Consider the following 13,353-nt stretch of genomic DNA (forward strand, 5'->3'; position numbering starts at 1 on the left):
ACGCTGTATTATTAGGAAGTGCTGAACAGGTGCAGGCTTTATAAGGCTAGCTTTTTTATTTACTGTGGTCACTTAACTAACTAATCAGCAATAATCTATCTCCCCATTGCCCCAGCTATGAAAAAACTTTCGCCCCTTGTGCTTGCCCTTGCCTTGGTGCTGCCGGCCCAGGCCCAGAAGCTGCTCTCTGATTTTTACGCCATCGGTTTTGTAGACGATTTCGGGGGACGCAAATGGGTCAAGGCCGACCCGGTGGAAATGGTGGTGGTAGACCGGTTCCACACCACCGAGACGGGGCTGGTGCAGTTCCTCAACAAGGTCATTGAGCTGGAAAACAAGCGCACCTTTGATAAAGTGGCCACCTCCCTGGAAAACTGGGAGACCCAGAACTGCTACTACTGCCACGAGTTTAAGCGGCTGCATTCCAAAAGGCTCACCGAGAAGATCAACGATGCTTTCACCTTTAAAGGAGGCAGGGAGGAAGACGCCAAAGGCAATAAGATACTGGTGGGCACCCTGAGGGAGAAAGCCTTTAAAACCCTGGAGGAAAAAGCCTCTTTCCTGGCCGGGGCTTACGTACGGTACGGCTTTCAGGCGGGCGGCAAGTACGGCATCAGGCTCACTAAATCGCTCAGCAAGTTTGACGCGGTGGTTCGTGAACTGAAAACCCTGGGGTGCGAGGTGCACGAGGTAACCCAAGCGGCCGAAGGTTCCGCCAGTCAGTTGGTTACGTTTACGCCCTCCAAAGAACTCAGGCCCTACCTTGACCAGCAGGAAAAGCTGCGGCAGAGCATTGCCGCCAAAAAGGAGCAGTTCTCCCGGGAGAAACAAAGCAAAGTGGTGGAGTTCTTCACTATTTCCGGAAATTAAAGAGCGGGCTGAACAGAGCTTTTCTGAGGTTGCATTTTCCACGCGGACTTGCGTACTTGTCTTAAAAACTTTAACCGCCACGCCCATGATCCCAAAACCGCAACCCGGCGAGTACCATGAGTACTACCAGAAATACATCCAGAGCATCTCTGACCAAGCCGACATTCTGGAACTGCTGCAAACGCAACGCCAGGAGGTGGTGCAGTTGTTTGGCAGGGTAAGCGAAAGCGAGGCCGATTTTGCCTACGCCCCGGGGAAATGGTCGGTAAAGCAGCTGTTGGGCCACATGAACGACACCGAGCGGATCATGGCCTACCGGGCGCTGTGCATTTCAAGGGGAGAGCAGAACCCGCTACCGGGCTTCGACGAGAACCAGTACGTGGCCAACGCCTTTTTTGAGGAGCGAACCCTGTCCGGGCTTCTGGAAGAGCACCAAACAGTCCGCCAAGCTACCCTTGCGTTGTTCAGCTCCTTCCACCCGCAGGCCATCGCCCGTTTGGGGAACGCCAACGGCAGCCCCGTCACCGTAGCCGCCCTGGCCTTCATCATCGCCGGACACGAGCGCCACCACCTCAACCTGCTGAAGGAACGCTACCTGGTGAAGCTTTAGTCCATTGCTGGAAGTGGATTGCTGATTGTTGATTGTCAATTGCTGTTAAGGCATTTTTTGTATGTGCCGGGTGAAAACACCTGGCACATCTTGTTTATGACCGGTTTTCCTGAAAGCAGGCTTAAACCATAAAAAACTGATCGCCCGTTTAGGGGCTGTTATTGAGAAACAGCCCCTAAACGGGCGATCAGTTTTTGTAAGTGAACAATAATTATCGAGCAACAACAGCTGTTAGCAGTTTCTCATCAATCATTAATCAGCCCGCCATTACAAAGGCAGGCGCCCTTCCGCTTGCTGGTGAAAACACACAGCAAGGGCTAAGGTCTTTTTCTTTTTCCCACCATTGTTGATGCCCGCCATTGTTTATGTCCTGCCATTGTTGGTGTTATCACCAACAATCCTGCCGCAGGCGCCTATAGCTTGCTGGTAAAAACACGAGCAAGGGTAAGGGCTACATTGGCAAGGGCTTTATTCATGTTCCACACCTAATGATATGCCACTCCTAAAAGATTCACGCCATTGTTAGTGTTTTCACCAACAATCCAGATGCAGGTGCCTTCCGCTTGCTATAGATTATTCTTAAGCACGCTTAAACGTTGGGCATAGCTCTTGATAAGCCCACATCATAGCCATTCCAAGATTAACTATCTAACCACTAGCTGCTAAAAGCTACCAATTCGCCCTATCTACTAGGAGCCATCAAAGCAGTTGGTTGGCCAGGTTGGCCAGGGCAGAGCGTTCGCCTTTCTGCAGGGTCACGTGGGCGTACAGCGGGTGGTTCTTCACCTTGTCAATCAGGTAGGAGAGGCCGTTGCTTTGGGTGTCCAGGTAGGGGGTGTCAATCTGGTAAATGTCGCCGGTGAAGATAATCTTGGTGTTTTCGCCGGCCCTGGAGATAATGGTCTTGATCTCGTGCGGGGTAAGGTTCTGGGCCTCGTCTACGATAAAGATGATGTTAGACAAACTGCGGCCCCTGATGTAGGCCAGCGGCGTGATCACCAGTCGCTCGTCTTCCACCATTTCCTTGATGCGGTTGCTTTCGCGGCTGTGCTCGGGGAACTGGTTCTGAATAAACTTGAGGTTGTCCCAGAGCGGCTCCATGTAGGGGCCAATCTTAGAGTTCACGTCGCCGGGCAGAAAGCCAAGGTCGCGGTTGCTGAGGGGCACAATGGGCCGGGCCAGGTAGATCTGCCGGTACACCTCGCGCTGCTCCAGGGCGCCGGCCAGGGCCAGCAGGGTTTTGCCGGTACCCGCCACCCCCTGGATGGAGACCAACTTGATCTCGGGGTGCAGGATGGCGTGCAGAGCGAAGGTCTGCTCGGCGTTGCGGGGCTTGATGCCCACCGCCGTGAGCTTGTCTACCCGCTCCAGGATTCTTTCCTGCGGATTATAGTACGCTAAGGCAGAGGACTTACTGCTGCGCAGGATAAAGTAATGGTTGTCTGAGGGTGGGTTGGGCAGGGCCTCTTCCACGGGACACTCGCCCTCTTCATAGAGCCTGGTGATGACCGTGTGCGGAATGTCTTCCACCAGGTCATTGCCGCGGTACAGGTTGGTCACGTTCTGGATCTTGCCGGTCTCATAGTCCTCGGCCGACAGGTTGAGCGCGCGCGCCTTCAGCCGCAGGTTAATGTCTTTGGTGACCAAGGTTACCTTGTGGTCAGGCATTTCGTGCTGCAGGGCCAGGGTGGCGTTCAGGATCTTGTGGTCGGCTTTGTCTTCGTTGAAGATCTTCTCGGCGTCAATGGGCGTGCCGTTGCCCATGAGCACTTTGAACCGGCCTTTGTTGGAGCCTTTCAGGGGAATCCACTCCTGCAACTTGTGCTCGGCCGAGAGGTTGTCAATGTACCGGATAAACTCGCGCGCCTCAAAGTTCTTGATGTCGTTCCCTTTCTTGAAGTTGTCCAGTTCCTCCAGCACGGTGATGGGGATGGCCACGTCATGCTCGCCAAAATGCTCCACGGCGCTGTGGTCGTAGAGAATCACGGAGGTATCCAGCACAAAGGCTTTCTTTACTTTGGGCGCCTCGGCCTTGGCTTTGGGGGCGCGCTTGCGGGTTGGGGATTTCAGCACAGGAACCAGGATTTAGGGTGAACAGAAAGAGGGCGCCCGGCAGGCACCCCGTGTACCTAATTTGGTGATTATTTCGTTCTGAAATGAGAAGAACCCATGATAAATTTTCACTGGTCCTAAATTACACTTTCACGGTAAAGCTACCCCCCATGCAGCACGTCACCCATTCCCCAGGCTTCCGCCGCAAGGCTACCGCGGTAGCCCTGCTGGTCTTTTTCTCCTGCCTTATGAGCCAACCCGGTTGGGCCTGGCCCTGGCAGTGGAACCGCTACGATAAAAAAGAGCTCCGGAACGGCCGCTGGCGCGTGTTCCATGACGCCGACCAGAAGGTGGTGCACTACCAGGGGCGCTACCGGCACGGCAAAGAGGTGGGCGTCTGGAAGACCTACACCGCCGATGGCAACCTATATTTCAGGGAAAAGATCAAACGCCGCAAACAGCACATCAAGACCGTCTACTACCACCCCAACGGGAAAGTGTCGCATAGGGGCATGGCGTACCTGGTGCCCGCGGCGAGCGGCGGGGTACAGTATTACTGGCACGGCGACTGGGAGTACTTTGACCAGCAGGGGCAGGCCCTGGGCGTAAAGACCTTCGTGAAAGGCGAGCCCACCACCAACAGCCCCAGCCTGAGCAGCACTAAAAAAGAAGAGTAAGCCCTAGCCATTTTTAGGCTGTTTTCTTAAACTTAGCCCAGAAACCAACCCCCAGTTTATGGTAAAGAAAGGAATACTTGGCGTACTGGTAGGCATATGGCTCCTTGCCCCGCACCCAAGCGGCGGGGCAGCCTGGCCCTGGCAATGGAACCGGGTAGACAAACAGGGAAACCGCACCGGCAAGTGGCGGGCCTACTACAACCACAAGCCCGACCAGCTCATGTACACCGGCCGGTTCAAAAAAGGGAAGGAGCGGGGCACCTGGAAGACTTTCTCCGCCGACGGCAAACTGGAGCGCCTGGAAAAGTACGAGCCCAAGCACAAACGCATCAAGACCACCTTTTACCACCCCAACGGCACCGTGTCGCACCGGGGCATGGCCTATTTGTTTGAGGAAAAGAACCTCCTCATGTACAAATGGCACGGCGACTGGCATTACTATGACTCCACCGGCCAGTGGCGGGGCTGGAAATCCTTCAGCCGGGGCATCTCGGGCTCGCCCCAGCCCATCCTCACCAACCGGCCTCCCACTAAAAAAGGAGCAAGCCGTGCGTGGTAGAGCTGGTGGAGGTTCGGCGGTTGGCTCACTTGTTTTAGGCCGATTTTCAAGAAAGGGGGCTAAAACCGGGAAAGGGAAACGTTATGGAAGGAGCCTAACGTCTTCCTACCGTCAGCTGGGTTTTGGGCCTGTTTTGCCGAAAAGCCCCTAAAACGGATATAAAAAGAGAAGGCCAGGTAGAACACCTGGCCTTCTCTTTTAATACGGTACCGTAAGGGCGCTTGATTAGCGCTCGTTCACCGGAGCGTAGTCGCGCAGGGTGGCGCCGGTGTACACCTGGCGCGGACGGCCGATAGGCTCTTTGGCTTCGCGCATCTCTTTCCACTGGGCAATCCAGCCGGGCAGACGGCCCAGGGCGAACATCACCGTGAACATCTCGGTTGGGATGCCAATGGCGCGGTAGATAATGCCAGAGTAAAAGTCTACGTTAGGGTACAGTTTGCGCTCCACAAAGTAAGGATCAGTGAGGGCGGCTTGCTCCAGTTCCTTGGCAATGTTCAGCACCGGATCGTTGATGCCCAGGGCACCCAGCACGTCATCGGCGGTTTTCTTGATGATGGTGGCGCGTGGGTCAAAGTTCTTGTACACGCGGTGCCCGAAGCCCATGAGACGGAACGGATCGTTCTTGTCTTTGGCTTTCTCAATGTACTTCTTGGAGTCTCCGCCGTCGGCTTTGATGGCTTCCAGCATTTCAATCACGGCCTGGTTGGCACCCCCGTGCAGCGGTCCCCACAGGGCGCTGATACCGGCAGACACCGACGAGTACAGGCTGGCGTGCGCAGAACCTACCAGGCGCACGGTAGAGGTAGAGCAGTTCTGCTCGTGGTCGGCGTGCAGGATCAGGAGTTTGTTCAGGGCGTCTACCACCACCGGGTTGATCTCGTACTCCTCAGTGGGGTACGCGAACATCATGTGCAGGAAGTTAGAGCAGTAGTCCAGCTTGTTCTTGGGGTAGTTCACGGGGTGGCCCATGGAGTTCTTGTAAGACCAGGCGGCAATGGTAGAAAGCTTGGCCATCAGGCGGATGATGGTCAGGTCTACTTCCTCTTTGCTTTGGTTAGAGTTCAAAGACTCTGGGTAGAAGGCGGTCAACGAGCTCACCAGGGCCGAAAGGATGCCCATGGGGTGCGCGCCGGACGGGAAGCCGTCCAGGATCTTGCGCATGTCTTCGTTTACCAGCGTATGCACTTTGATCTGGTTTGCGAACTGGTCTAATTCTGTTTGGCTGGGCAGTTTGCCGTAGATGAGCAGGTACGCCACCTCAATGAAAGACGACTTCTCTGCCAGTTGCTCTATAGGATAGCCGCGGTAACGGAGAATGCCGTTCTCCCCGTCAAGGTAGGTGATCGCACTTTCAGTGGCCCCTGTGTTCTTGTAACCGGAGTCTAAGGTAATGTAACCGGATTGCGCGCGTAAAGCATTAATATCAATGGCTTTCTCGTTCTCAGAACCCGTTACAATGGGCAGCTGGTACGATTTGCCTTCCAGAATTAGTTCAGCAAAATCAGACATATTATTCTTTAAGTGGGTTTACAGGTTGTCAGGCCTTGCGGCAAGTTAGCCAAAAGCGCCAAAAATGAAAAGTGTTAGGCAGAACATACTTTTCTGGGGAAAACCGGGGGTTGCACAAACGTTTCCCAAATGTTGCACAAACCTGCGGGCCGGTTTTTGGGGTCTGCCCGCCTGGTGCCCTGGCGTACCGGCAACGGCCAGATTTCCTTCCCAAATAAAGGGCTCTCCAACACGTATTTGGGCGTTAATATAGAGACGGCACTCCATCTACTGCAATAAAATCCAGGCTTTTTTTCCGCCCGTTTTTCCTACTGGCTTATTCTCAGGCAGTTTGCCAAAGGCTTGAAAATCTGTAAAACAAACATCTGTTAGTGCTGGTCGCTTTGTGAAATTTACAATTATTTTAAGTTAATAAGTAAAATAGATAATTATAGTCTAAGTTATTGCCATAATCACATAAAATGAAATTCTATTTTGACAGTATGGTAATTATGTTTAAGATTGGTGAATGCCCATGATGTAAAACCCTTGTACATAACCCAATCTTATGGAAGTAAAAGAAAGTACAGCTCAGGTGACCCGCGAGGCGTTGCGCGCCATTTTCCCAACCCAAGGCCAGATTCCCCAGGAATTCGCCCTGCCGAGTGAGGTGCACCAGCGGGAATACCTCTCAGACGGATTCCTGAAGGAGTGGAGCGGCGCGGCGCACGACGTCTACTCACCGGTGGCCGTGGCCCAGCCAGACGGCACCTACCAGCGCCAGCGCATTGGCTCTTACCCCGTATGTACTGAGAAGGAAGCCCTGGAAGCCCTGGAGGCGGCCGTAGCAGCCTACGACAACGGCCGCGGGACCTGGCCCACCATGGGCGTGGACGGCCGCATCAAATGCGTGGAGCACTTTACCCAGCGCATGATTGCGCAGAAAGACCTGGTGGTGAAACTCATCATGTGGGAGATTGGCAAATCCTGGGCCGACTCAGTGAAAGAGTTTGACCGCACCGTGGAGTACATCTACGCCACCATTGACGCCCTCAAGAACCTGGACCGCCAGTCCTCGGGCTTTGAGATAGAACAGGGCATTGTGGCGCAAGTGCGCCGCTCGCCCCTGGGCGTGGTGCTCTGCATGGGTCCGTTCAACTACCCGCTTAACGAGACCTTCACCACGCTCATCCCGGCGCTCATCATGGGCAACACCATTTTGTTCAAGCCACCCAAACACGGCACCCTGTTGTTCTGCCCGCTGCTGGAAGCCTTCCGCGATTCTTTCCCCGAAGGCGTGGTGAACACCATTTACGGGCGGGGCCACGCCATTGTGCCGGCGCTCATGAAGTCGGGCAAGGTGAACGTGCTCACCCTCATCGGGTCCAGCAAAGTGGCCGATGAGCTCAAAAAGCTACACCCCAAGGTAAACCGTTTGCGCGCCATTTTAGGATTAGACGCCAAAAACGCCGCCATCATCACCCAGAATGCCGACCTGAAGCTGGCCGTGGAGGAGACGGTGCTGGGGGCTCTGTCTTTCAACGGGCAGCGCTGTACGGCGCTCAAGATCATCTTCGTGCACCGCAGCCAGGTAGACTCGTTCCTGGAGAAACTAACGGAGGCAGTGGGCAAACTCAAGTACGGCATGCCCTGGGAGAAAGGCGTGGCGCTCACTCCGCTGCCCGAACCGCACAAACCGGCTTATTTAAAGGAGTGCATTGACGATGCCCTGCAGCACGGCGCGCAAGTGGTGAACCCCGGCGGAGGCCAGGCGTTTGAGTCTTTTGTGTACCCGGCCATTCTGTATCCGGTGAACAAAGAGATGAAACTCTACCGCGAGGAGCAGTTCGGGCCACTCATCCCAGTGGTGGCTTATGATGATCTGGAGGAGCCTATTCAATATTTAATAGAGTCTACCCACGGGCAGCAGGTAAGCATCTTTAGCCAGGATGCCTCTGAGGTGGCCTCGCTCATTGACCCGCTGGTGAACCAGGTGAGCCGCGTCAACATCAACTGCCAGTGCCAGCGCGGCCCCGACGTGTTCCCGTTCACCGGCCGCAAAGACAGCGCCGAGGGCACCTTGTCAGTGGTAGATGCGCTGCGCTCGTTCTCCATCCGGTCGTTGGTGGCCGCTAAGATGAACGAGAACAACAAGCAGTTGCTCAACCAGATTGTCTCTGAGGGCGAGTCTAACTTCTTAAGCACCAAGTTTATCTTCTAGTTAGCTTCTGTGCATTTCGCAGAAAAGCCGCTCTGGTACTTACCGGGGCGGCTTTTCTGGTTTGGGCCTCTCGCTGACGTTTTTAAAATCTTTGCCTTATATCTTCCGCGAGTCTGGAGACTCGCCCCAAGAGAGGGGGAAAGTGGTGGTTGATGTTATTGGGTGCCCGAATTCATTATTTAAAAGGCTGCTGTTTTAGGTCTGTTTTCTGAAAAAAGCACAAAAAGCTGCTGGACGGTATGTGTTTTTTTCTAGCTGCTCTGTAAAATTTTTTGTCTTTTTGGTTCTGCGTCCGCTTTGGTGTTTCAAGGCCGATTTGGTCAAAAGGCAGCTAAAACTCATTTCATTTAAGGTTTTAAAGCTGAAAAAAGCCGCTTTATTCAGGTTTTAGGGCCCTTTGTTTGCTAGCCAGCGGGGTTGGTGTCGCCTTAGGGTAAAATTCTTGTAACCGTATGGAGCGTAGGCACGTCTTCCCCCAATATTTTCTTTCTAAGGCGTGCTTTAAAATAAAGTAACGCCAGTACAATTTTCCCGTAGACGGTACGCACTCAGACAACAGCATAGACCAGAGACCAACTTCTACTGAAACCAAAGACAATGAACGTAATAACCTATCCGGGCAGCCCATTTCCCTTGGGTGCCACCTGGGATGGCAAGGGGGTGAACTTCGCCCTGTACGCCCAGAATGCCACCAAAGTGGAACTGTGCCTTTTCTCCACTCCCCAGGACGAAGTAGAAACCGCCAGAATTGAGATCATTGAGCGGTCGCACCAGGTGTGGCATACCTATATCCCAGAGCTGGAGCCGGGCCAATTGTACGGGTTCAGGGTACACGGGCCGTATGAGCCAGAGAATGGCCACCGGTTCAACCACCACAAACTGCTTATTGACCCTTACGCCAAGGCCATCTCGGGTACCGTGAACTGGCACGAGTCGTTGTTTGGCTATCAGTTTGGCCATGAAGACGAAGACCTGAGCTTTTCAGAGATGGACAGCGCCCCGTTCATTCCCAAATCGGTGGTGGTAGATCCCAGTTTTGACTGGGAGGGAGACACCCCGCCCAAAATCCCCTTCCACAAGTCGGTCATCTACGAGGCGCACGTGAAAGGATTCACGCGGCTGCACCCAGACATTCCGGAGGAAATACGCGGTACCTACGCCGGCATTGCGCACCCCACCACCATCCAGTACCTGCAGGACCTGGGCATTACCGCCATTGAGCTCCTGCCCGTGCATCATTTCATCACCGATTGGTACCTGCAGGACAAAGGCCTCACCAATTACTGGGGCTACAATTCCATTGGGTTCTTCGCGCCAGATGTGCGCTACTCCAGCAGCGGGGTCCTGGGCCAGCAGGTCACCGAATTCAAGAACATGGTGAAAGCCCTGCACCGGGCCGGCATTGAGGTCATCCTGGATGTGGTGTACAACCACACCGGCGAAGGCAACGAGAAAGGCCCCACCTTGTCGTTCAAGGGCATTGACAATGCCTCTTATTACCGGCTGGTAGAGGACAACAAGCGCTACTACATGGACTACACCGGCACCGGCAACACGCTCAACGCCAACCTGCCCAGCGTGCTGCGCCTTATCATGGACAGCCTGCGCTACTGGATCTTGGAGATGCACGTAGACGGCTTCCGGTTCGATTTGGCCTCGGCCCTGGCCCGCGAGCTGCACGACGTGGACCGCCTCAGCTCCTTCTTTGACATCATCCACCAGGACCCGGTGATCTCGCAGGTGAAACTCATCGCCGAGCCCTGGGACGTGGGCGAGGGCGGTTACCAGGTGGGCAACTTCCCGCCGGGCTGGACCGAGTGGAACGGAAAGTACCGCGACTGCATGCGCGATTTCTGGCGCGGCGAAGACAGCATGCTGGCTGAGTTCGCCAACCGTTTCACCGGCTCCTCAGATCTGTACTTTGACGATTTCAGAAGGCCCACGGCCAGCATCAACTTCATCACCGCGCATGACGGCTTCACCCTGCATGACCTGGTGTCTTACAACGAAAAGCACAACGAGGCCAACGGCGAAGACAACAAAGACGGCGATGACCATAACCGCTCCTGGAACTGCGGGGTAGAGGGCCCTACCGAGGACCAGTGGATCATTGACCTGCGCAATCGCCAGAAACGCAACTTCCTGGCAACGCTCTTCCTCTCGCAGGGGGTGCCCATGCTGGTAGCCGGCGACGAGCTGAGCCGTACCCAGGGCGGAAACAACAACGCCTACTGCCAGGACAACGAGATTTCCTGGATCAACTGGGACGGCGCCGACCAGCGCCTGATGGAGTTCTCCAAAAAGCTGATCCACCTGCGCAAAAACCACCCGGTGTTCCGCCGCCGCCGCTGGTTCCAGGGGCAGCCCATCAAAGGACACGGTCTGGAGGATATTCAGTGGTTCCTGCCCAATGGCCAGGAAATGGAGTACGAACACTGGGAGCAGGACCACGCAAAATCTTTGGCCATCTTCCTGAACGGCCGGGGCGTGCACTCCCGCGGGCCTCAGGGCGAAGTAGTGCTGGACGACTCGTTCTATGTCATCTTCAATGCCTACCATGATTCGCTCATCTTCCACGCGCCGCCCGCCAAATACGGCGAGTCGTGGGAAGTGGTGGTAGATACCTTCCGCGATCTGGTGGAGCCCGAGAACCCCACCAAGTACAAAGCCGGCGAGTCGTTCCACGTAGAGGGCCGCTCTGTGTTAGTGTTGAAGAACCCTATTTTCCATAAGCCCGAATGAACCCTATAGATGTAAGCAAAAGAACCCTGGGGGTGACGTTCAACGCCCAGGGCCTGGCCGAGGTACTGGTGTGGGCCCCCAAGGCCGAGCAGGTGGAGATCTCGCTAAACGAGGGCAACACCATCATTCCCCTGCGCAAAGGCGAATTTGGCTACTGGCACGAAACCACCGACCAGTTAGCGCCCGGCGACACTTATAAATTCAGGATAGACGAAGACCAGGAATACCCAGACCCGGCCTCCCTATCCCAACCCGAAAGTGTGCACGGTCCGTCCCAGGCCGTTGACGTGGCCAAGTTCAAGTGGACGGATGACCACTGGAAAAACCTGCCCCTGGAAGAGTACGTCATGTACGAGCTGCACACGGGTACCTTCTCGCCAGACGGCACCTTTGCCGGTCTGGAGCAGAAATTGGACTACCTCAAAGAACTGGGGGTAAATGCCATTGAGATCATGCCGGTGGCGCAGTTTCCAGGCAACCGCAACTGGGGTTATGACGGGGTTTTCCCGTATGCGGCGCAAAACACCTACGGCGGTCCTAAAGGCTTGCAGCACCTGGTAGACGTTTGCCACCAGAAAGGCTTTGCCGTGGTGCTGGATGTGGTGTACAACCACATGGGCCCCGAGGGCAACTACCTGGGCGTGTACGGCCACTACTTCACTGACAAATACAACACTCCCTGGGGACCGGCCCTCAATTTTGACGATGCCTGGTGCGATGGCGTGCGCCGCTATTTCACCGAGAACCTTTTAATGTGGTTCCGGGACTTCCACATTGATGCCGTACGCATGGATGCCGTGCATGCCATCAAAGACTTCAGCCCGAACCACATTCTGCGGGAAATGAAGCAGCACGTCAACCAACTTATGGAGGAAACCGGCCGCAACCATTACATGATCGTGGAACTGGACCTCAACGACACCCGCTTCATCAATCCGCTGGAACAACAAGGCTACGGCATGGACGCCCAGTGGATTGACGAGTTCCACCACGCCCTGCGCGTCACCATCACTGGTGAGCAAACCGGCTACTACTCAGATTTCACGGGTATCAGCCACCTGGCCAAAGCCTACCAGGACGCGTACGTTTTTGACGGACAATTCTCAGAACACCGCAAAAAGACCTTCGGGATCAAGGCCGAGAATAACCCCGGCAAGCAGTTCGTGGTGTTCACCCAGAACCACGACCACGTGGGAAACCGCATGATGGGCGAGCGCCTGGGTGCCTTGGTAAGCTTTGAAATGCAGAAACTGGCCGCCGGGGCCGTGCTCCTGAGCCCGTACCTGCCTATGCTCTGGATGGGCGAGGAGTACGCCGAACCCAACCCATTCCAATACTTCGTGAGCCACACTGATCCGGATTTGGCCGAAGCCGTTCGTAAAGGCCGCAAAGCCGAGTTCGCCGCTTTCCACGCCGAGGGAGAGGCACCGGACCCCATGGCCGAGACCACGTTCAACAACTCCAAGCTGCAATGGGACCTGGTACAGCAGGAGCCGCACCAGACCCTGTTCCGCTACTACCAGACCCTCCTGCGCCTGCGCCGTGAACTGCCCGCCCTGAAAAACCTGGACCGCAAAGCCGTGCAAGCTGAGGCCAACGAATTCCAGAAAACCCTGATTCTCCAGCGCGGTCATGGAAACCAGCAGGTCATCGCTTTGATGAACTTCTCCCCGCAGCCACAGAAACTAACCCTTCCTATAGGAGCCAAGAACCTGCAACTAGTGCTGGACTCCGCTTCCCCAGAATGGAATGGCCCGCAAGCCGCTGAGGCATCGGTAGCCGGTGGCGCAGAAGTGACCCTGCAACCGGAGAGTGTTTTGGTGTACCAAGCCTAAATCATTTCCGGCCGGTTTTAGAGAAAACAGGCCGGAAATATAACCCTACCTCAAGTTTGAGCGCAGCGGAAACTTGGAGTACAAATCACCGCCAGTTTGTAACTGGCGAAACACGTGACCAAAGATTGCACCAGGCCAGTTACAAACTGGCTTTAATGGCAGCCGCAAGTTACCGCTGCGCTCAAACTTGCGGCATTTCTGGTTGTACCGTTCATAAATCATTTCCGGCATGTTTTAGAGAAAACATGCCTGAAATGAATCCAATACAAAGGAACGTGGAGACAAGGCAGTGCCTT

At 55.0% G+C, this 13,353-nt stretch carries 10 protein-coding genes; 8 read left to right on the plus strand and 2 right to left on the minus strand.

From position 1 onward, the window contains the following. Positions 1-117: 117 nt before the first annotated feature. Together JT718_RS19325 and JT718_RS19330 are read left to right on the plus strand one after the other, a co-directional pair. Positions 118-870: a hypothetical protein gene (locus JT718_RS19325; RefSeq protein WP_205504442.1), complete on the plus strand. Its 753-nt coding sequence runs from the start codon at positions 118-120 to the stop codon at positions 868-870. 85 nt (positions 871-955) lie between these two features. Beyond that, complete coding sequence (locus tag JT718_RS19330) at positions 956-1,480, plus strand: DinB family protein (protein WP_205504443.1); 525 nt, start codon at positions 956-958, stop codon at positions 1,478-1,480. Between the two features lie 699 nt (positions 1,481-2,179). Here the strand turns inward: JT718_RS19330 and JT718_RS19335 are convergent. Next, a complete protein-coding gene (locus JT718_RS19335; protein ID WP_317195534.1) occupies positions 2,180-3,553 on the minus strand; it encodes a PhoH family protein in 1,374 nt (457 codons plus the stop codon). Positions 3,554-3,702: 149 nt separating this feature from the next. Between JT718_RS19335 and JT718_RS19340 the strand changes: the two genes are divergently transcribed. Both JT718_RS19340 and JT718_RS19345 read left to right on the plus strand, forming a co-directional pair. Next, positions 3,703-4,209, plus strand: coding sequence for a toxin-antitoxin system YwqK family antitoxin (locus tag JT718_RS19340; RefSeq protein ID WP_205504444.1), 507 nt, complete (start codon positions 3,703-3,705; stop codon positions 4,207-4,209). 58 nt (positions 4,210-4,267) lie between these two features. Then, entirely contained in the window at positions 4,268-4,768 is a 501-nt protein-coding gene (locus tag JT718_RS19345) for a toxin-antitoxin system YwqK family antitoxin (protein ID WP_205504445.1), read from the plus strand. Between the two features lie 225 nt (positions 4,769-4,993). Here the strand turns inward: JT718_RS19345 and JT718_RS19350 are convergent, their stop codons facing one another. Further along, positions 4,994-6,280, minus strand: coding sequence for a citrate synthase (locus tag JT718_RS19350; protein ID WP_205504446.1), 1,287 nt, complete (start codon positions 6,278-6,280; stop codon positions 4,994-4,996). A 547-nt stretch (positions 6,281-6,827) separates the two neighbouring features. Between JT718_RS19350 and JT718_RS19355 the strand changes: the two genes are divergently transcribed. The 4 genes from JT718_RS19355 to JT718_RS19370 all read left to right on the plus strand — a co-directional run. Further along, complete coding sequence (locus tag JT718_RS19355) at positions 6,828-8,480, plus strand: NADP-dependent glyceraldehyde-3-phosphate dehydrogenase (RefSeq protein ID WP_205504447.1); 1,653 nt, start codon at positions 6,828-6,830, stop codon at positions 8,478-8,480. A gap of 597 nt (positions 8,481-9,077) precedes the next feature. Next, positions 9,078-11,222: a glycogen debranching protein GlgX gene (gene glgX / locus JT718_RS19360; RefSeq protein WP_205504448.1), complete on the plus strand. Its 2,145-nt coding sequence runs from the start codon at positions 9,078-9,080 to the stop codon at positions 11,220-11,222. After that, positions 11,219-13,057, plus strand: coding sequence for a malto-oligosyltrehalose trehalohydrolase (gene treZ, locus JT718_RS19365; RefSeq protein ID WP_205504449.1), 1,839 nt, complete (start codon positions 11,219-11,221; stop codon positions 13,055-13,057). The genes glgX and treZ overlap by 4 nt, the downstream gene beginning before the upstream one ends. Before the next feature lie 56 nt (positions 13,058-13,113). Beyond that, the coding region (locus JT718_RS19370) for a hypothetical protein (RefSeq protein ID WP_205504450.1) at positions 13,114-13,353 on the plus strand (240 nt) is incomplete at its 3' end.

Origin of the sequence: Rufibacter psychrotolerans (genome assembly GCF_016924645.1) — a bacterium.
Taxonomy (GTDB): Bacteria; Bacteroidota; Bacteroidia; order Cytophagales; family Hymenobacteraceae; genus Nibribacter; species Nibribacter psychrotolerans.

Excerpts from the sequence above, each read along its gene's own strand:
- JT718_RS19325 (WP_205504442.1), top strand. The coding sequence starts at position 118 with ATGAAAAAACTTTCGCCCCTTGTGCTTGCCCTTGCCTTGGTGCTGCCG.
- JT718_RS19330 (WP_205504443.1), top strand. The coding sequence starts at position 956 with ATGATCCCAAAACCGCAACCCGGCGAGTACCATGAGTACTACCAGAAA.
- JT718_RS19340 (WP_205504444.1), top strand. The coding sequence starts at position 3,703 with ATGCAGCACGTCACCCATTCCCCAGGCTTCCGCCGCAAGGCTACCGCG.
- JT718_RS19345 (WP_205504445.1), top strand. The coding sequence starts at position 4,268 with ATGGTAAAGAAAGGAATACTTGGCGTACTGGTAGGCATATGGCTCCTT.
- JT718_RS19350 (WP_205504446.1), bottom strand. The coding sequence starts at position 6,280 with ATGTCTGATTTTGCTGAACTAATTCTGGAAGGCAAATCGTACCAGCTG.
- JT718_RS19355 (WP_205504447.1), top strand. The coding sequence starts at position 6,828 with ATGGAAGTAAAAGAAAGTACAGCTCAGGTGACCCGCGAGGCGTTGCGC.
- glgX (WP_205504448.1), top strand. The coding sequence starts at position 9,078 with ATGAACGTAATAACCTATCCGGGCAGCCCATTTCCCTTGGGTGCCACC.
- treZ (WP_205504449.1), top strand. The coding sequence starts at position 11,219 with ATGAACCCTATAGATGTAAGCAAAAGAACCCTGGGGGTGACGTTCAAC.